The following is an 18,983-nucleotide window of genomic DNA, read 5'->3' as shown; positions in this document are numbered from 1 at the left end:
GTGACGCGTCGTTCGTCCAGACGACGTGAAGCTGACCGAAGCCCTCGAGGCGCGAGGGAGTCAGGCGGAGGCGGGCGTGCTCGAGGGCCAGGCGCGCAACGCCCGCGTGACGGCGGTCTGCAGTTCCGGGGTGTCGGCGCCGTCGCGGGCCCGTGCTTCGAGACCGGCCAGGACCGTGTCGAGGTAGGCGCCCAGTTCGTCGGCCTCCTCGTGGGAGGTCAGCTCACCGGCCTCGACCGCGCGGTGGAGTCGCCGGGCGATGGCCTCTCGCGTCGCTGCGCGTCGGCTCGCGAGCAGCGGCTCGCCCATGACCAGGCAGCCTGGCGGGGTGCCGACGGCGGTGAACGCGTCGGCTGCGGTGCGCAGGACCGCCTCGACGGCTGCGCGGGCCGTCGGAGCCGCCAGGTCCTGGTTCAGTCGTTGCTCGAGCCTGCCCACGTAGAGCTCGGTGACCTCGTCGAACAGCGCCTGCTTGTCACCGAAGGCGGCGTACAAGCTGGGGGCGGCGATGCCGATGCGCTGGGTCAGGTGCGACACCGTCGTGGCGGCGTAACCCTGCTCCCAGAAGGCGTGCATCGCCTGCTCCAGGGCCACGTCTCGGTCGAAGGTGCGCGGTCTGCCGGCCATCCCATGAGTTTAACGGTCGCTAAAGAACCGTGCTACGGTCAATCTGTAGTGACCACTACAGAACTCGTGAGACGACGGGCTGGACCACCATGACCTACGACGACTTCTCCACCCTGCACATCCACCAGGCCGACGGCGTGGCCTGGGTGACGCTGGACCACGCACCGGTCAACGTCCTGGGCGCCGCCCTGGGAGGCGACCTCAAGCGCTTCACCGAAACCGTCGCCACCGACGAGAGCGTCCGCGTGATCGTGCTGCAGAGCGCGAACGAGGACTACTTCGTCGCACACGCCGACATGGAGTGGATGCTGGACGCCACCACCCTCCTGGGTCTGGCCGACGAGGGCGGTGACGCCCGGCTGAACCCGCTGCAACAGCTCAACGAACGCTTCCGCACGCTGCCTCAGGTCACGATCGCCAAGCTGCGCGGGCGCCTGCGCGCCGGTGGTGCGGAACTGGCCATGGCCGCGGACATGCGCTTCGCCGCGGCCGGGCGGACCTGGCTGGCCCAGCCCGAGACCCGGATGGGGATCTTCCCCGGCGGTGGGGGCACCCAGTACCTGAACCGGCTGGTCGGGCGCCCGCGCGCCCTGGAGATCGTCCTGGGCGCCGAACTCTTCCCCGCCGAGCTGGCCGAACGGTACGGATGGGTCAACCGCACCCTCGCCGACGACGAGCTCGACGAGTTCGTCGACGCGCTCGCCCGCCGCATCGCGGCGCTGCCCGCCGGCGTGGTCGCCGCGGCCGTGCAGGCGCTGGACGCCGCCGAGGCCAGCGGGGCGGTCCCGCACCTGCACGAGGAGGCGCAAGCACACGTTCGCGTCTACCCCTCGCCCGAGCACGTGGTGGAACGCATCCGCACGGCGCTGGAGGCAGGGGCACAGACGTCTGCCGGTGAGCACGACCTCGAGGGACTGCTGGACGCCGTCCCCTACCCCGCCACGGCGTGATCGGCAGGCCCCGGGCCCTCTCGGCTCGGGGCCTTCCGTCCCTGCGCCGATCGCCCGAGGCGGTACACCCTCATCGGTGCCCGGTCGCCGCGGGATCCGCTCGTGGCGACGACGCCGCTGCGCTCACGGGGACGGGCTACCGGCCCGCAGGTCCGAGGAGCCCGGAAACCGTGCTGACCCGGCGTGGCCCGTGTCCTACCGTGAGCCCGTGCCTGCTCCCACCCTCACGCCCGAGGTCGTCGCCGCTGCGGCCGCCGTCGCCGCCGACTGGATCGAGTTCCGTCGTCGGCGTCTCGACATCCCCGGTGTCCAGTTCGCCGTCCGGTTGAACGACGACCTGGTGCACTCCAGCGCCCACGGCCACGCCGACCGCGAGGGTGACGTCGCCCTCACCCCCGAGCACGTGTTCCGGGTGGCCTCGCACTCCAAGACCTTCACCGCGACGGCCGTGCTGCGCCTGGCCGAACAGGACCGGCTCCGGCTCGACGACACCCTCGCCACCCACGTGCCGTGGGTCGCCGAGGAGGACGCCGAACTGGCCCGGGCGAGCCTGCGTGAACTCCTCGGCCACGCCGCGGGCCTCACCCGCGACGGCCTCGACGGCGACTTCTGGCAACTGGAGCACGGGTTCCTGGACGTCGACGGACTGCGGACCGCCGTGCGGTCCGGGGGTTCGGTCATCCCCCGCTCCTCGCGGTTCAAGTACTCCAACATCGGGTACTCGCTGCTCGGCCTCGTCGTCGAGGCGGTGACGGGCACCCCCTACGGCGAGTTCGTCGCGAGCGAACTCGTCGCCCCGCTGGGTCTGACGCGCACGACTCCGGACCTGCCGGCGGCGGGCGACCTCGTGACGGGGTACACCCCCGCTTCGATCGGACCGCGACGTCCGCTCCCGCACCCCTCGACCGCCGGGATGGCCGCGGCGACCGGTTTCTGCTCCACGGCCGAGGACCTCACGGCGTGGTTCTCCGCGCACCGCCACGGACGCACCGAACTGCTGAGCGAGCACGCCAAACGGCTGGCGCAGCGCGCCGAGTGGCCGACGGAGGGGACCGACCGGTCCTACGGTCTGGGGTTCATCGGGGAGAAGATCGGTGCCCGGCAACTGGTCGGGCACTCCGGCGGGTTCCCCGGCCACATCACGAAGAGCCTCCTGGACCCGGAGTCGGGTCTCGCGGTGAGCGTCCTCACCAACAGCGTCGACGGCCCGGCGTCGGAACTCGCGGTCGGGGTCGTGAAGCTCGTCGACCTGTTCCTCGCCGAGTGGGGGACCGGGGAACCCACCGCCGACCTCAACGCGTTCTGCGGCCGGTGGGCCAACCTGTGGGGCCCGCAGGACGTCGTGCGGGCGGGTTCGGCGCTGATCTCCTTCGACCCCGACACGGCGGACCCCGCGGCGAACCCCGTGACGTTCGACGTGCTCGACGGGCAGACCCTGAAGGTCGTGCGCGACGGCGGTTTCGGATCGTTCGGGGAGGACTGGACCCTGGGCCGGCGCGCGGACGGCACCCCGACGCTGCGCGGCCACAGCGGCATCACGATGGTGCCGCTGGACCGCTACGCGCCGGTCTGACGTCTCGACGGTGACGTCTCGCGTCAGGCGTCGAGCGAGGCCTCGAGGGTGATCTCGACGCCGGTGAGGGCCTTGGAGACCGGGCAGGTCTCCTTGGCCGCCTGCGCGGTCTTGACGAAGGTGTCGTTGTCGATCCCGCTGACCTCACCGGTGACCTTCAACGCGATGCCGGTCAGCTTGAAACCACCGGCGGCGTCCGGGCCGAGGGAGACGTCGGCGGTGACCTCGAGGCTCTCCGGCGTGCCGCCGGCCTCGGCCAGCAGCGCCGAGAACTGCATGGCGTAGCAGGAGGAGTGGGCGGCGGCGATGAGCTCCTCGGGGCTCGTCGTGCCGCCGGCGTCGTCGGCCGCGCGCTTGGGGAAGGAGACGTCGTAGGTGCCGACCTTGGAGCTGGACAGCTCGACCTGGCCGGAGCCGGTCTCGAGGGTGCCGTTCCAGGCGGTGCGTGCGGTACGGGTGGGCATGGTTCCTCCGCTGTTCGGGACGTCTGGCGCCCTCATCCTCGCCACCTCACCCGCACCCCGCCACCCAGCACCCGTTCCCCTGGGGGCGGAACGACGACAGGGCCCGTGGGGAGATCCCCACGGGCCCTGTCGTCAGTCAGTCGTGCACCGGTCGTGCGTCAGTCGCGCGGAGCGCTCTCGCGACGCGGACCGCGAGGAGCGCCACCCTGACCCTCGCGGCGGGGACCGCCACGGAAGCCACCCTCACGACGCGGGCCGCGGCGCGGGCCACGAGCACCACCTTCGCGGGTCTCGGTGCGACGGGGCTTGATCACGACGACCTCGCCGGACTCGGCGACGGCGCGGACGGTCTCGTCCCCGGCGTTGACGTTCTCGACGTTCTTGGCCTCGACACCCGCGTCCCGGTGCAGCCAGCCGTAACGGCGGACCTGGTCGGGCAGAGCGATCGCGAGGACGGTCCCGGTCGCACCGGCACGCGCGGTGCGGCCGGAGCGGTGCAGGTAGTCCTTGTGGTCGTTCGGCGGGTCGACGTGCACGACGAGGTCCACGTCGTCGACGTGGATGCCGCGGGCGGCGACGTCGGTCGCGACGAGGACGCGGGTCTCCCCGGCCGAGAAGGCGTCGATCGCCTTGGAACGCTGCGACTGGCGCAGGTCCCCGTGGATCGCCTCGGCCGGCGCACCGGCTTCGCGCAGCTGGTCGGCCAGGCGCTGGGCGCCGAGCTTGGTGCGCACGAAGAAGATGGAACGCGCCGGACGCTTGCTGATCTCCGTGAGGATGGACAGCTTGTCGTGCGGCCGGACCGCGAAGACCCGGTGCTCCATGTGCCCGACGTCGTCGGGGTCGGCCGGCGCGGCGTGGAACGCCGGGTCGGTCAGGAAGTCGTTCACGAGGGCTTCGACACCGCGGTCGAGGGTGGCGGAGAAGAACATCCGCTGCCCGCCGGGCTTGGTGCCCTCGAGGATGGCCCGGACGTTGGGCAGGAAGCCCAGGTCGGCCATGTGGTCGGCCTCGTCGAGGACGGCGATGTCGACCTCGGCGAGGGAGACGGCGTCGCGCTCGATCAGGTCGACGAGTCGACCCGGCGTCGCGATGAGGATGTCGATCCCGCGCTGGAGAGCGGAGATCTGACGGCCGTAGGGGACGCCGCCGACGACCACGGACAGCCGCAGGTCGAGGGAGTCACCGAGAGGACGCAACGCGTCGGCGACCTGCATCGCGAGCTCGCGGGTCGGCACGAGGACCAGACCACGCGGTGCACCGGTGATGCGGGCCCGCTTCTGCGAGGCGAGACGCGCGAGCATCGGCAGGCCGAACCCGAGGGTCTTGCCGGAACCGGTGCGGGCACGGCCGAGGATGTCGCGGCCGGCGATGCCGTCGGGCAGGGTGCGCGACTGGATCGCGAACGGCGCGGTCATCCCGCGACGCTCGAGCGCCTGCACCAGTTCGTCGGGCAGACCGAGCTCGGCGAAGGTCGACTCGGCGACCTCGATCAGCTCGGCCGCGGTGAGGGCCTGCTCGGTCGCCGAGGGGGCGAAGGAACGCGGGCTGCGCGGGGTGCTGTTGCGGCGGTTGCCGCCACCCTGGTAGCCACTGCGGCTGCCGCCACCGGAGGAGAAACCACCGCGGCTGCTGCTGCTGCTGCCCTGGTACCCACCGGAGGACGAACCGCCACGGCTCTGGTAGCTGCTGCCACCACCACCCTGGTAACCGCCCGAACGGGGACGGTCGTCCCGGTCGAAGGAGCGGTCGGAGGACGGGCGGTCCTCCGTGCGGTAGCCGCGGGAATCGCGGCGCTGGAACCCGCCCTCGTCAGAACGCGAGGGACGGCTGGAACGGTACGAACGGTCTTCGTACTGGGGCATGGAAGAAGAACTCCACGTGGGCTCGTCGGCCGCACGGCGGTCCGCCCCCAGGGCGCGCGGTAGCGCACAGATGCTGAGGTATGGGACTCAAGCGACCTCGCGGGCGGCTCGCCCGCTGAGATGACGGCATCGACACCGTCCTGAGAAGAGTAACAGGCTTGAGCGCTCAACCCTTCCCGGCGTCACCCCGGCGGCCCCGGGGTGGGATCGTTGCCTCCCCGGGGTCACTAGGTGACCTCGGGGAGGCAACGATCCCGAGGCCGTGCGCCGCAACGGGTTCAGCCGCGCGAGGCCTGGATCGCGGTGAGCGCGATCGTGTAGACGATGTCGTCGACGAGCGCGCCGCGCGAGAGGTCGTTCACGGGCTTGGCCAACCCCTGCAGCATCGGCCCCACCGAGATGACCCCTGCGTTGCGCTGCACCGCCTTGTACGTCGTGTTGCCCGTGTTCAGGTCCGGGAAGACGAACACGGTGGCGCGGCCGGCGACGGGTGAGCCCGGCGCCTTGGAGGCCGCGACGGAGGCGACGGCGGCGGCGTCGTACTGCAGCGGCCCGTCGATGATGAGGTCGGGTTCGCGCTCGCGGGCGATGCGGGTCGCCTCGGCCACCTTGTCCACGCTGGAGCCGGAGCCCGAGGAGCCGGTGGAGAACGAGATCATCGCGACCCGGGGTTCGATCCCGAACGCCCGCGCCGACGCCGCGGACTGCAGGGCGATGTCGGCCAGGTCCTCGGCCCCGGGGTCGGGGTTCACCGCGCAGTCGCCGTAGATGACGACGTCGTCGGGCAGGCACATGAAGAACACGCTGGACACCAGCCGGGCCCCCGGTTTCGTCCGGATGATCTGCAGCGCAGGGCGAACCGTAGCGGCGGTGGTGTGCACGGCGCCGGCGACGAGACCGTCGACGGCCCCCGCCTGCAGCATCGCCGTCCCCAGCCAGATCGGGTCGGCGAGGGAGTCGCGGGCGACGTCGACGGTCATGCCCTTGTGCTTGCGGGCTTCGACGAGCACGTCGACGTAGGTCTCGACCAGACCGGCTGGGTCGAGCACCTCGACCCCGTCGGGGATCGTCAGCCCCAGCCCGGCCGCCACCGAGGCGACCTCGTCGGGGTCGGCCAGCAGCACGGGTCGGGCGATCCCGCGCTGCGCGCAGATGACCGCGGCCTGGATCGTCCGCGGTTCGGCGCCCTCGGGCAGGACGATCCGCTGCCGGCGTTCAGCGGCCAGCGTGGTGAGGCGCCGCCGGAAGGCCGCGGGCGAGAGGCGCGGGGTGTGCGAGGCCGTCGGCAGCTTGGCCAGCCAGCCCGGGTCGAGGGCGTCGGCGACCGTGGAGGAGACAGCGAGCGCCCGTTCCGCGTCGTCGGCGGGCACCTCGGGGTCGAGCCGGTTGACGGCCGTGGCGGTGGCGTAGGTGGAGCGGTCGGAACGGAGGATGGGCAGCCCGGTGGCGGCCGCGGCCGCGGTGAGTTCCTGCACGCGGGGGTCCATCCCGACGCCGGCGGTCAGCAGCAGACCGGCGAGGCGGTTGCCGTTGAGCGCGGCGAGGCAGGTGGCCATGACGACGTCGTGGCGGTCACCGGGGACGAGGATGAGGCGCCCCTCGCGCAGCAGCGGGAGCATCCCCGGGACGGCCTGCGCCGCGACGACGACCTCCTTGATGCGACGGCCCTGGTCGCCGTGGGTGAGCACTTCGACGTCGAGGTCGTGGACGAGGTCGCGCACCCGCGCCCAGGTGAGGTCACCGCGGAAGGGCACGGCCCCGACGAGGGGGATCTCGTGGTGCTCCAGCGCGCCGCGCAGCGCGGAGATCCGGGCCACGGCGGTCTCGGGGTCCTCGGGGACGGGCCAGCGCGAGACGACGCCGCCGATGACCCGCAGCGCCTCCCCCGTCCGGTAGGTGCCGGCGGTGACGGCCATGTCCTCGGCGATGCGTTCGGGGGCGCCGGGGTCGGTGCCGTCGGGGCCGGCGGACCCGACGAGCAGCACGTCGGCGTCCAGGGCGGTCGCGAGCGCCTGGTTGACCCGGCCGGAGAACACCTGGTCGGCGGAGGGGGCGAGGCCTTCGACGACGACGACGTCGTGGGCGGCGAGGACCTTCTCGGCGGCGGCGACGACCTCTTCCATCAGGTCGTCGATGTCGCCGCGCGAGAGGCGTTCGACGACGCGGGAGGCCGGGATGGGCTCGGAGGGGTCCAGCGTGGTGGTGAGCCGGACGAGCGCGACGGAGCGGTCGGCCTCGGACCCGCGGGTCGGCTGGGCGAGCGGCTTGTGGAACCCGACGGCGACCCCGCGGGCGTCGAGGGCCCGGACCAGCCCGAGGCAGGTCGAGGTGAGGCCGGCACCGTGGCCGGTGGGGACGACGAGCAGCACGCGGGCCATGGCTTCACCTTCCCCCACGCCGCCCCGGGCGGCGACGGCAGCCCCTGCGGGAGTTCAGCGGTGCTCGACGAGGGCGACCGTGTCCCGCGCGATGAGCAGCTCCTCGTCGGTGGGGACGACCATGGCCAGCGGTCCTCCGCCGGGGACGGTGATGCACCCGGTCGGGCTGGCGGAGCGGCCGTGTGCGTCGTTGGCGGCGGGGTCCTCGACGAGACCGAGGTGGGCGAGCTTGGCCAGCAGCATCGAGCGGATGTTCTTGGCGTTCTCGCCGATCCCGCCGGTCAGGACGAGGGCGTCCAGCCCGCCCAGGGACACCGTCAGCGCGGCGATGTGCTTGGCCGCCCGGTGCACGAAGACCTCCAGGGCCAGCTTGGCCCCGGCGTGGCCTTCCGCGGCCTTGCCGGACAGGGTCCGGACGTCGTTGGAGAGCCCCGACAGCGCCAGCAGCCCGGAGTTCGAGTTCAGCTGCTTCACCACCTCGGTGACGCTCGTCCCGGTCCGGGCGACGACGAGTTCGACGACCGCCGGGTCGACGTCGCCCGAGCGGGTGCCCATCACCAGGCCTTCCAGCGGGGTGAGGCCCATGGTGGTGTCGACGGATCGTCCGTCGAGGACAGCCGTTGCGCTGCAGCCGTTGCCGAGGTGGGCGACCACGAGCTTGAGCCCGCGCGGGTCCCGGCCGGAGGCCTGCAGCAGCTCGGTGGCCCGCTGGCTGACGTAGCGGTGGCTGGTCCCGTGCATGCCGTAGCGGCGGACGCCGAACTCCTCGTACCACTGCGTCGGCACGGCGTAGCGGTAGTTCGCCTCGGGCATCGTCTGGTGGAAGGCGGTGTCGAAGACGGCGACGTGCTCGAGGTCGGGCAGGACGGCCCGGGCGGCTTCGATGCCGGAGGCGTTGGCCGGGTTGTGCAGGGGGGCGAGGGCCGACAGTTCGTGGATCTGCGCGAGGACCCGGTCGTCGACGCGGACGGAACCGCGGAACACCGCACCACCCTGGACGACGCGGTGCCCGACGCCGAGCAGCGGCGGCAGGTCGAGGTCGAGCAGGCGCTGCAGGACGTGGGCGAGGGCGCCGCGGTGGGTGGTGGCGGCCGGGGTGATCGTGCGGGTCCCGGCGGCTGTGGTCATGTGGACCACGGCGTCGGGGGACCCGATCCGCTCCCCGAGGCAGCTGAGCGCCCGCTCCCCCGTCACCGGGTCCACGAGGGCCAGCTTCACCGAGGAACTGCCGCAGTTCACGACGACGACGGAACCCTGGCTGGTCGACACGCTGATCTCCTCACGGTGCTCGTCCCGCCCGTGCGGAACCCCGGATCGACCCTCTCACGCAGCGGGCCAGCCCTCACGGGCGTGGGCGGTCTCCCAGAACATCCACTCGTAGCGCGTCGCGGTCGCGAACGCCTCGTGCATCGCCTCGACGTCACCCGGGTTGGCGTCCGCCGCCTCGTCCACGAACCGCCGGGCCCGCTCGACCGAGAGGTGGAACTCCGGGGCGTCGTAGGCCGCGACCCACCGCGCGTAGGGGTGGTCGGCGACGAGGTCCGCGTGGGCGGCCAGTCGTCGCCCGGCGTCGGCGTAGATCCAGAAGCAGGGCAGCACCGCGGCGGCGGCGACGGCGTAGGGGGCGGTCGCCGCGGCGGCGACGAGGTAGGAGACGTAGCCGAGCGTCGTGGGGGACGCGAGGGCCGGTCCCGTCGGCTGCGGCAACCGCCCACCGGCGAGGAGGTCGGCGTGCAGGGACACCTCGACGCTCGCGGCGCCGTGCGCGGAGCCGGCCCAGAACCCCGCGCTCTCGGGCCCCGGTGCGCGGGCCGCGAGCAGGGACAACGCCCGGGCGTAGCCGGCGAGGTAGATCGTGTCCTGTTCCAGGTAGTGCCGGAACGTCGCGGGGTCCAGCGACCCGGCGCCGAGTTCGGCGAGGAACGCGGAGTTCTCGACCGCCGTGCGCAGGTCGGCGGTGCGGGTCCAGGTGTCGTCGGTGAAGCTCACGAGCGGTCCTCCCTGAGGGCGTGGGCGTGGTCCAGCGGTCCGTGCCCGGACCCGACGTCGAGGCGGGCGCCGGCGAGGAGGGCGGCCTGCAGGTAGTCGCGGGCAGGTTCCACGAGGACGTCCCAGCCGGTTCCGGGGTGCAGGGCGGCCTGCGCGGCCAGCGCCGACGACAGCGTGCAGCCGGTGCCGTGGGTGGCGGTGGTGTCGACCCGGTCGCGCCGGACGAGCACGGTGAGCGCGGGGCTCCCGGGACGCGCGAGCACGTCGACGCTGGCCTCCCCGCTGAGGTGCCCACCCTTGAGCAGGACGGCGGTGCCGCTGCGGCGCGCCAGTTCCTCCGCCTGGTCCCGGCACTGCGCCACGGAGGTCGCGGCGTCCACGCCCAGCAGGGCCGCCGCCTCGGGGACGTTGGGGGTGACGAGGTCGGCCAGCGGCAGCAGCACGTCGCGCACCGCCGCGACGGCACCGGGGTCGAGCAGCGCGTCGCCGCTGGTCGCGACCATGACGGGGTCGAGGACGACCGGTCCGAGCGCGCGGGAGCGGAGCACCTCGGCGACGGCGAGGACGACGTCGGCCCCCGCGAGCATGCCGATCTTGGTGGCGTGGACGGTGATGTCGTCCAGGACGGTGTCCAGCTGCAGGCGGACGAACTCCGCGGGGACCGCGAGGATCCCCCGCACCCCGTGGGTGTTCTGCGCCGTGAGCGCGGTGACGACGCTCGCCCCGTAGACCCCGTGCGCGGCGAACGTCTTGAGGTCGGCCTGGATCCCGGCTCCCCCGCCGGAGTCGCTGCCCGCGATGGTGAGGGCTACGCGGACGGGAGGGGCAACGGGTGCGCTCACGATCCCCACCGGGTCCGCAACGACCGGGCGGCGACCTCGGGGTCCTCGGCGGCGCAGATCTCGGACACGACGCAGAAACCCGCGATCCCCGTGCCGTGCAGCTGCTCCAGGTTCTCGGGGTGGATCCCGCCGATCGCGACGCAGGGCACGGGAGAAGCCCCCACCACGGTCGCGAGACCCTCAGGGCCGAGCGGCGCGGCGGCGTCGGGTTTCGTCGGGGTCGCCCAGACCGGTCCGACCCCGAAGTAGTCCACGACGTCCGGGTCGATCGCGGCGACCTCCTCGACCGTGGAGACCGACAACCCGAGCAGCATCCCGGGGGCGATCCGCCGGACGTCCTCGACCGGCAGGTCGGACTGCCCGAGGTGGACCCCGTCGACGCCGGCGATGAGGGCGATGTCGACGGCGTCGTTGACGAACAACGGGACACCGCTGCCCCGCAACGCCTCCTGCACGGCCAGCACGAGCGCGAGGCGTTCGCGGTCCCCACCGTCCTTGGCCCGCACCTGCACGGCGGTCACCCCGCCGGCGACGGCCGCACGGACCACCGCGGGAACTCCGCGGGGTCCGCACTGGGCGGTGTCGGTGACGAGGTAGAGCGTGGGGTCGAAACCCCGTCTCACGCGATCCGCCCGGAGCGCGCGAGGTCGTCGCGGACCGCGTCGGCGTCGACGGCGTCGAGTTCGTCCAGCCAGCGGATCGCGAAGGTCCCCGGCCCGACCCCCTGCGCGGCAGCGCGTTCCGCGGCGACGGCGACGTGGACGTGGGCGGCGACGGCCGCGACCAGGGGGTCCTCGGCGACGGCGGCGTAGGCGGCGACGAGGGCCCCGAGGGAACACCCGGCCCCGGTCGTGCGGGTCAGCAGCGGGTGGCCACCGCTCACCCGGACCGTGCGTCCACCGTGGACGATGACGTCGACGACCCCGGAGACCGCCACGGCTCCCCCGGTGCGGTCGGCGATCTCGCGGGCGGCCACCAGGGCCTCCTCGACGCCGTCGGTGGAGTCGACCCCGCGACCACCGGCTCCCGCGCCGGCCAACCCGAGGACCTCGGAGGCGTTGCCCCGCACCACGGTCGGGGCGTGCTGGAGCAGCTCGCGGGCGACGCGGGTGCGGAACTCCAGCCCACCCACGGCGACGGGGTCGAGGACCCAGGGGGTTCCGTTCCGGTGGGCGGACTCCGCCGCCAGCGACATCGCCCGGGCCTTCCCGTCGTCGAGGGTGCCGACGTTGACGAGCACGGCGGAGGCGAGCTGCGCGAACGCCGCGGACTCGTGGACGTTGTCCACCATGGCCGGGGAGGCACCGGCCGCCAGCAGGACGTTCGCGGTGATCGTCTGCACGACGGAGTTCGTGAGGCACTGCACGAGCGGGGTGCGCTCGCTCAGCGCGGCGCGCGCCGCCACGATCTGCTCGGGACGGACGTGTTCTGGTGCAACGGCTGTCATGGCCGCGACATCCCTTCGTCAGCATTACCTGCGTCAGGTTCGACGGGTGTGTTCTCAGCTCCGTGATCTGCGCGGAGCACCCCGTGTCGCGGCCGACAGTAGCACCGTCAGGCCAAGGTCAACGCTGGGTCAGCGCTGGGTCAGCTCTCCCCGCCGGCCCGCGCCTGGGCCCACAGGTCGACGCCGGAGTCGACGGCGAACTCGTCGATGGCCTTCAGTTCCTCGTCGCTGAACTCGAGGTTCGACACGGCGGCGACGTTGTCCTCGACCTGCTGGACGGAACTCGCCCCGATGAGCGTCGTCGTGACGCGACGGTCGCGCAGGACCCAGGCCAGCGCGAGCTGGGCGAGGGTCTGACCACGACCGTCGGCGATCTCCTGCAGGCCGCGGATGCGGGCCAGGGTGTCGTCGTTGAGGATCGAGGGGTCGAGGGACTTCCCCTGCGCCGCACGGGAGCCCTCGGGGATGCCGTTGAGGTAGCGGTTGGTCAGCAGACCCTGCGCCAGCGCGGTGAACGGGATGCAGCCGACCCCCTCCGCCTCGAGGACGTCGAGCAACCCGGACTCGATCCAGCGGTTGAACATCGAGTACGAGGGCTGGTGGATCAGCAGCGGGGTCCCGAGGTCACGCAGGATCCCCGAGGCCTGCAGGGTGCGCTCGGGGCCGTAGGAGGAGATCCCGACGTAGAGCGCCTTGCCGGAGCGGACGATGGCGTCGAGCGCCCCCATCGTCTCCTCGAGCGGGGTGTCCGGGTCCGGACGGTGGTGGTAGAAGACGTCGACGTAGTCGAGGCCCATCCGCTGCAGCGACCGGTCCAGCGACGCCGTGAGGTACTTGCGGGAACCGTGGTCGCCGTAGGGGCCGGGCCACATGTCCCAGCCGGCCTTGGAGGAGATCACCAGTTCGTCGCGGTAGGGCTTGAAGTCCTCCGCGAAGAGCCGGCCGAAGTTCGTCTCCGCCGAGCCGTAGGGCGGGCCGTAGTTGTTGGCGAGGTCGAAGTGGGTGATCCCCAGGTCGAAGGCGCGGCGGGCGATGTCGCGCTGGGTCTGGAACGGCTTGTCGTCGCCGAAGTTGTGCCAGAACCCCAGCGAGAGGGCCGGCAGTTCGATCCCGCTGCGGCCGCAGCGGCGGAAGGGCATGGACTCGTAGCGTCCAGCGTCTGCGGTGTACGTCACCCGCCGATCCTGCCACGACCACCCCGCAGGAGGCACTGCCGGGCGAGCACATCGGGCCTCCCTGCGAGACTGGTCCCGTGAGCCCGCCGCCCGCCCGGACGTCCCGCCTCGCGCAGCGCGCGGGGAGTCCGCGGGGAGCTCGCGCGCTGGTCCTGGACGAGCTGCGCCGCCGCATCGTCGGACTGGAGTACCCGCCGGGCACCCCGTTGTCCGAGAACGAGCTCGCGGCCGCGCTGGGGGTCAGCCGGACCCCGGTGCGCGAGAGCCTCATCCTCCTCGTGGAGGACGGTCTGGTGAACGTCGTCCCCCAGGTCGGGACGTTCGTCTCCCCCCTGCGCGAGAGCGAGATCGCCACGGCGCAGTTCGTCCGCGAGGCCCTCGAACTGGCCTCGCTGGAACAGGCGGTCCCGCAGGTGGGCGAGGACGACGTCGAGGACCTGCGCCGGTCCCTGGCGGACCAGCGCCGCGCCGCGGCCCGGGGCGAGCACGACCGGTTCTTCGCCCTGGACGAGGAGTTCCACCTGCGCCTGCTGGCCGTCTCGGGGCACGCCGCGGCCTGGCGTTCGGTGAGCCGGGCCAAGGTCCACCTGGACCGGGCCCGCCGGTTGTCGCTGCCGCTGCCGGACCAGTTGGACGTGCTGATCGACCAGCACGAGGCCGTCGTGGACGCGGTGGCCGCGCACGACGCGGACACCGCCGCGACCGCCCTGCGGAGCCACCTGCGCAAGGTGTTCGACGACATCGCCGTCGTCCGGGCCGAGCACCCGGAGTTCTTCTCCGACGACCGCTGAGCCGCGCGGCCCGGGCGGCCGGAGGGCGGGGAGGGCCGCTCACCAGTCGTGGACGGTCCCGTCGAGGCGACGGTTCACCGGCAGGTAGCGGGGTTCGTAGGGGAACCGCGCCGCCGCCGCCTCGTCGAACTCGACGCCGATCCCGGGGACGTCCCCGGGGTGCATGTACCCCTGCGCGAAGGAGTAGGTGGAGCGGAACACCTCCCCCGCGGGATCCCGGTGCCCCATGTACTCCTGGATGCCGAAGTTCGGGATGGCCAGGTCCAGGTGCAGCGCGGCGGCGTGCGCGATCGGCGAGAGGTCGCCCGCACCGTGCGCGCCGGAACGGACGCCGAACAACTCCGCGAGGGCGTACACCTTGCGCAGGTGCGAGATCCCCCCGCTGTGCGACACCGACATCCGGACGTAGTCGATGAGGCGTTCGGTGATGAGGGTCTGGACGTCCCAGATGGAGTTCAGGACCTCCCCCACCGCGAGCGGGGTGGTGGTGTGGGCGCGGATCGTGCGGAACGCCGACTGGTCCTCGGCCGGGGTCGCGTCCTCGATCCAGAACGGCCGGTACGGTTCCAGCGCGCGGCCGAGGCGCGCGGCCTCGATGGGCGTCAACCGGTGGTGGACGTCGTGCAGCAGGTGCACGCCGAACCCGAAGCGTTCCCGGACGGCCTCGAAGACGGTCGGGGCGAAGTCGAGGTAGGCCGAGCTCTCCCAGGACCCCTCCTCGGGGCGGTCGGAGTTCGCGGGTTCGTAGATGCGTCCGTCGTGGACGGAGACGCCGTAGGTCTTGGCGACCCCCGGTACGGCGGCCTGGATGCGGACGGCCTTGTACCCCTGCTCGAGGTACTCGGCGAAGCGGTCGAGGAGTTCGGGGACGTCGTGGCCGTCGGCGTGGCCGTAGACCATGACCCCCGAGCGGGACGCGCCGCCGAGGAGTTCGTAGACGGGCAACCCGGCGACCTTGCCCTTGATGTCCCACAGCGCGACGTCGACGGCCGCGATCGCGGTCATGCCGACGGGTCCCCGCCGCCAGTACGCCCCCTTGTAGAGGTACTGCCAGGTGTCCTCGATGCGGGCCGGGTCCCGGCCGATCAGCAGCGGGCAGACGTGGTCGCGCAGGTAGGACGCGACGGCGAGTTCCCGGCCGTTCAGGGTGGCGTCGCCGACCCCGACGACACCGTCGGAGGTCTCGAGCACGAGCGTGACGTAGTTGCGTCCCGGCGACGAGACGACGACCCGGGCATCGGTGATCTTCATCGGACCCTCCGCGGTGGACTACTGCCACACTAGTGCACCAGTACCTGGCGGGCGAGGGTCAGTCGACGTCCACCGCGCTCGCCCCGAGGGTCCCGCTGACGAGGACGCCGGAGTCGGCGACCTGGAACGCGTCGAGGTCGACGTGGGGCGGCACGTCGGACAACGCGATCGACCAGCCGCCGAACCCGGCCGCCTCGAGCAGTCGTTCCGCCCGGCTCAAGGGCACCTCCGCCCCCGCCACCTCGGCGCTCACCGGGTCCAGCGTCACGGACGCGCCGTCGAGTTCCGGACGGACCGTCACGGCCAGCTCCACCCCGAGGGTGAAGACGCGGACCGTCGTCGTCGCCCGGATCGCGTCCCCGGCACGCGCCAGAGCCACCCGCAGACCACCCGGGGACACCTGCTGCGCGAGGTCGGCGTAGGACACCTGTCCCCGGACGGTGCCGGCCGCCAGGTCGACCGTCCCGGAGCCCCCGACGAGGACCCCGAGCGGGACGTCGACCTCGGGGATGCGCACCCGCACGTCGCGCAGCGTCACCTTCCCCGCGGGCATCTGCCCGACGTCGACGGTGACGTCGTCGAAGCGTCCCCGCACCGCCTGCCACAGGAACGACCCGCCCGCCACGGTCACCGTGGGGTCGGCGGGCAGGTCGTACGCGCTCCGCAGCTCCCCGGCGAACCGTCCGGTCGCGTAGCTGCGGGCGGCCAGGTCGCCCGCGACGAGGATCACCCCGAGCGCGACGACGGTCACCAGCAGACGGATCAGACGGGAGCGGGCCACCCGCTCACTGTGCCCGACGGCCCTGGACGGGGAGGACGGAGCGGGAAGTCTTCACGGGTCCTCGTGGTTGGGAGAGACATGAGCACTCAGGCCCTGACCCTGGAGACCCACGACGACACCGTCAAGGACGGCATCGTCCTGATCGACTTCTGGGCCGACTGGTGCGGTCCGTGCAAGCAGTTCGCCCCCGTCTTCGAGAAGGCGTCGGAGTCCCACGGGGACATCACCTTCACCAAGGTGGACACCGAGGACCAGCAGCAGCTCGCCGCCCGGTACGGCATCACCTCGATCCCGACGCTCGTCGCCTACCGCGACGGCATCCCGGTGTTCGGACAGCCCGGTTCGCTCCCCGCGCCCGCCCTCGAGCAGCTGATCGAGCAGGTCCGCTCCCTGGACATGGACCAGGTCAAGGAGCAGTACGCGCAGGCGATGCAGGAGCAGGCCCGCCAGCAGGCCCAGGCCGCGCAGCCGTCCCGCGAAGGCGTCCGTGCGGGCACCGACCCGGCGGCCTTCTGACCGCAGACGCTCCACCGTCACCCCGTCCCCCACCAGGGGGCGGGGTGCTCTGCGTCCACGTCGAGGAGAAGGGCGAGGAGAACGTCGGGGAGAAACCCTGCGCGAGGTGGTCGCAGGTGGTTCGATGACACCGCTGCGTCCCCGGCCGGCAGGAGGTCCCCGTGCGCTCCGCAGGGCAGGTGCCCGACGCCGTCAGGACCGCGGTCTTCCGCGCGCTGCCGGCCGGCTACGTGGTCCTCAGCCCCGAGCAGGTCGTGCTCGACGCCACCGACGAGTTCCTGCGCCTGGTCGGGCGTCATCGTGCGGACCTCGTCGGCCGTCCGCAGTCCGAGGTCTTCCCGCCGGGACCGGGGAGCCTCCCCGAGCTGTGCGAACGGGTCCTGACCCACCGCCTCCCCGACACCGTCCCGCTGGTGCGCCACGACCTCCCGCACGACCTCACGCACGAGGACGCGCCCGGACCGGCCGAACGCTGGTGGTCGCTGACGGCGACGCCCGTCCTGGACGCCGACGGGCGGGTGCAGGTCGTGGTCGGTGGCGTTCAGGACGTCACCGCGTACGTGCTGGAGCACCGACGGACGGAACTCACCGGGCACCACGCGGCGCCGGAGTCGTCCCTCCGGATGGCGCTCGAGTCGTCCCTGCGGTCCCGGGTGCAGGACTCGCGCGAGGTCTCCGCACTGGCCGACGTGGGGCTCCGCCTCAGCGCTGCGCGAACCCTCGACGACGTCGTCCGCGTCGTCTCCCAGGGGCTGACCACCCTGGGTGCGGACGGCAGCGGGATCGCCGTCCCGGCCGAGGACGGGGGGTGGCGCCTCGTCGGCAGCAACGCGTTCGACGACGACTACCGCGCGCGGTGGGAACACGTCCCGCACGACAGCCCGCTCCCGGTCTGCCACAGCGCCCGCACCGGGGAGCGCCTGCTGCTGCCGGACGCCGCCACCGCCGACGCCTACCACCCGGTGATGCCCGCGGTGCGGGAGCAGAGCGGACGCGACGCCTGGGCGCTGTTCCCCCTCGTCGTCGGCGGCGGGGTGCTCGGGGCGCTGGCCGTGGCCTGGACGCAGGACCACACCTGCAGCGCGGACGAACTGGAACTCCTGGAGGGTTTCACCGCGCAGTGCGCGCAGGCCGTCGAGCGGATCGGCAGCGAACGCGTCGCCGAGGACGAGGTCCGGGCCGTGCGACGCATGGCGGAAACGCTGCAGCGCAGCCTGTTGACCCAGCCGCCGCTGCGCGAAGGGCTTCAGCTGGCGACGCGCTACCAGCCCGCCGCCCGCGGGGCGCAGGTCGGTGGCGACTGGTTCGACGCCTTCCCCACCCGCTCCGGCGGCACGGTGCTCGTCGTCGGCGACGTCAGCGGTCACGACCAGACCGCGGCGGCCGCCATGAGCCAGGTGCGCAACCTCGTCCGCGGCATCAGCTACGACGGTGACGACCGCCCCGCGAACCTGCTGGCCCGGCTCGACCAGGCGATGGCGGGGCTGGGCCTGGAGACCCTCACGACCGCCGTGCTCGCCGTCCTCGACGCCCCCGTCAACGGGGTCGCCGGTCGGCGGCTGCGCTGGGCCAACGCGGGGCACCTGCCGCCCCTGCTGCGCCACCCCGACGGCCGGGTCGAACGGCTCGGGCCGAGCGGGGACCTCCTCCTCGGCCTCGACCCCACGACCGTGCGGCGCGAGCACACCGTCACCCTCGTCCCCGGCGACGTCCTGGTCCTCTACACCGACGGACTGGTCGAGCGCCGCGACGGCGACCTCGACGACGGCATCGCGACCGTCGCCGACGCCCTCGCCGCCCCCGACGGTGTGACCGCCGGCGCCTGGGCGGACTTCCTGCTGGGAACCCTCGGACCGGCCGGGACCGCCGACGACACCGCGCTGCTCGTCGTCCGGATCGAGACCGACACGAGCCCCGACACCCTGCGCTCCCCCGCCGGGGACCCCCAGGAGATCGTGCTGCCCGCCGATCCGCGCTCGGTGCGCGACGCCCGCCGCCTCGCCCGCCGGTGCTGCCACCGCTCGGGTCTGCCCGACTCCGTCGCCGAGACCGCCGAACTGCTCACCAGCGAACTCGTCACCAACGCGATCGTCCACGGCCGCAGCGACACCCGGGTGCGGATCACCGCCACCCCCGACCTCGTGCACGTCGAGGTCTCCGACGACAACGACCGTCGCCCGCTGCTGCAGGCCCCGGACGACGACGCCCTCTCGGGGCGGGGCCTCAGCATGCTCGAGACCTCCGCCAGCAGGTGGGGCGTCGACGACGCCGACATCGGCAAGGTCGTCTGGTTCACCCTCGACGCGGTCTGACCCCGCTGACCCGGGGAGCCGG

The 18,983-nt window shown here is 73.0% G+C and carries 17 protein-coding genes and 1 riboswitch; of the genes, 5 read left to right on the top strand and 12 right to left on the bottom strand.

Annotated features, from left to right (window positions below):
• Positions 1-60: 60 nt before the first annotated feature.
• A complete protein-coding gene (locus ACFQ46_RS18535) occupies positions 61-627 on the bottom strand; it encodes a TetR/AcrR family transcriptional regulator (RefSeq protein ID WP_380260829.1) in 567 nt (188 codons plus the stop codon).
• Between the two features lie 89 nt (positions 628-716).
• Here ACFQ46_RS18535 and ACFQ46_RS18530 point away from each other — a divergent pair, with 89 nt between their 5' ends.
• Both ACFQ46_RS18530 and ACFQ46_RS18525 read left to right on the top strand, forming a co-directional pair.
• Positions 717-1,577 carry an enoyl-CoA hydratase/isomerase family protein gene (locus ACFQ46_RS18530; RefSeq protein ID WP_380260828.1) on the top strand — a complete coding sequence of 287 codons (861 nt, stop codon included), beginning with the start codon at positions 717-719 and terminating at the stop codon, positions 1,575-1,577.
• Between the two features lie 208 nt (positions 1,578-1,785).
• Entirely contained in the window at positions 1,786-3,150 is a 1,365-nt protein-coding gene (locus ACFQ46_RS18525) for a serine hydrolase domain-containing protein (protein ID WP_380260827.1), read from the top strand.
• A 23-nt stretch (positions 3,151-3,173) separates the two neighbouring features.
• Here ACFQ46_RS18525 and ACFQ46_RS18520 read toward each other — a convergent pair whose 3' ends face one another.
• The 9 genes from ACFQ46_RS18520 to mgrA form a co-directional block, all read right to left on the bottom strand.
• Positions 3,174-3,614, bottom strand: a complete 441-nt coding sequence (locus ACFQ46_RS18520; RefSeq protein WP_380161008.1) for an OsmC family peroxiredoxin — start codon at positions 3,612-3,614, stop codon at positions 3,174-3,176.
• Between the two features lie 158 nt (positions 3,615-3,772).
• Entirely contained in the window at positions 3,773-5,479 is a 1,707-nt protein-coding gene (locus ACFQ46_RS18515; RefSeq protein WP_380260826.1) for a DEAD/DEAH box helicase, read from the bottom strand.
• 278 nt (positions 5,480-5,757) lie between these two features.
• Positions 5,758-7,857 carry a phosphate acetyltransferase gene (pta, locus tag ACFQ46_RS18510; RefSeq protein WP_380260825.1) on the bottom strand — a complete coding sequence of 700 codons (2,100 nt, stop codon included), beginning with the start codon at positions 7,855-7,857 and terminating at the stop codon, positions 5,758-5,760.
• Positions 7,858-7,911: 54 nt separating this feature from the next.
• Positions 7,912-9,126: an acetate/propionate family kinase gene (locus ACFQ46_RS18505; RefSeq protein WP_380260824.1), complete on the bottom strand. Its 1,215-nt coding sequence runs from the start codon at positions 9,124-9,126 to the stop codon at positions 7,912-7,914.
• Positions 9,127-9,180: 54 nt separating this feature from the next.
• On the bottom strand, positions 9,181-9,846 hold the full coding sequence (locus ACFQ46_RS18500; RefSeq protein WP_380260823.1) for a TenA family protein: 666 nt from the start codon (positions 9,844-9,846) through the stop codon (positions 9,181-9,183).
• The gene (gene thiD, locus ACFQ46_RS18495) at positions 9,843-10,688 is read right to left on the bottom strand and encodes a bifunctional hydroxymethylpyrimidine kinase/phosphomethylpyrimidine kinase (protein ID WP_380260822.1); all 846 of its coding nucleotides are present in this window, start codon (positions 10,686-10,688) and stop codon (positions 9,843-9,845) included. Before thiD ends, ACFQ46_RS18500 begins: the two co-directional genes overlap by 4 nt.
• Complete coding sequence (gene thiE, locus ACFQ46_RS18490) at positions 10,685-11,311, bottom strand: thiamine phosphate synthase (protein WP_380260821.1); 627 nt, start codon at positions 11,309-11,311, stop codon at positions 10,685-10,687. Before thiE ends, thiD begins: the two co-directional genes overlap by 4 nt.
• Complete coding sequence (gene thiM, locus ACFQ46_RS18485) at positions 11,308-12,135, bottom strand: hydroxyethylthiazole kinase (protein ID WP_380260820.1); 828 nt, start codon at positions 12,133-12,135, stop codon at positions 11,308-11,310. The genes thiE and thiM overlap by 4 nt, the downstream gene beginning before the upstream one ends.
• Positions 12,129-12,229: riboswitch (TPP riboswitch) on the bottom strand. It overlaps the preceding gene by 7 nt.
• A 46-nt stretch (positions 12,230-12,275) precedes the next feature.
• The gene (gene mgrA / locus ACFQ46_RS18480; RefSeq protein ID WP_380260819.1) at positions 12,276-13,310 is read right to left on the bottom strand and encodes an L-glyceraldehyde 3-phosphate reductase; all 1,035 of its coding nucleotides are present in this window, start codon (positions 13,308-13,310) and stop codon (positions 12,276-12,278) included.
• A 77-nt stretch (positions 13,311-13,387) separates the two neighbouring features.
• On the opposite strand from mgrA, the gene ACFQ46_RS18475 reads away from it, so the two are divergent.
• Positions 13,388-14,101 (top strand): GntR family transcriptional regulator, encoded by a 714-nt coding sequence (locus ACFQ46_RS18475; RefSeq protein ID WP_380260818.1) that lies wholly within the window; start codon positions 13,388-13,390, stop codon positions 14,099-14,101.
• Between the two features lie 39 nt (positions 14,102-14,140).
• Here the strand turns inward: ACFQ46_RS18475 and manD are convergent, their stop codons facing one another.
• Together manD and ACFQ46_RS18465 are read right to left on the bottom strand one after the other, a co-directional pair.
• Positions 14,141-15,352, bottom strand: coding sequence for a D-mannonate dehydratase ManD (gene manD, locus ACFQ46_RS18470; protein WP_380260817.1), 1,212 nt, complete (start codon positions 15,350-15,352; stop codon positions 14,141-14,143).
• A gap of 58 nt (positions 15,353-15,410) precedes the next feature.
• Positions 15,411-16,133 (bottom strand): DUF2993 domain-containing protein, encoded by a 723-nt coding sequence (locus ACFQ46_RS18465; protein ID WP_380260816.1) that lies wholly within the window; start codon positions 16,131-16,133, stop codon positions 15,411-15,413.
• Positions 16,134-16,211: 78 nt separating this feature from the next.
• Between ACFQ46_RS18465 and trxA the strand changes: the two genes are divergently transcribed.
• Positions 16,212-16,649: a thioredoxin gene (trxA, locus tag ACFQ46_RS18460; RefSeq protein ID WP_380260815.1), complete on the top strand. Its 438-nt coding sequence runs from the start codon at positions 16,212-16,214 to the stop codon at positions 16,647-16,649.
• A 161-nt stretch (positions 16,650-16,810) separates the two neighbouring features.
• Positions 16,811-18,961, top strand: coding sequence for a SpoIIE family protein phosphatase (locus ACFQ46_RS18455; RefSeq protein ID WP_380260814.1), 2,151 nt, complete (start codon positions 16,811-16,813; stop codon positions 18,959-18,961).
• Positions 18,962-18,983: the final 22 nt, after the last annotated feature.

This window comes from Kineococcus sp. GCM10028916 (genome assembly GCF_042674865.1).
GTDB lineage: Bacteria > Actinomycetota > Actinomycetes > Actinomycetales > Kineococcaceae > Kineococcus.
The sequence above is the reverse complement of the archived record's forward strand: the minus strand, read 5'-3'. Positions and strand labels throughout refer to the sequence as shown.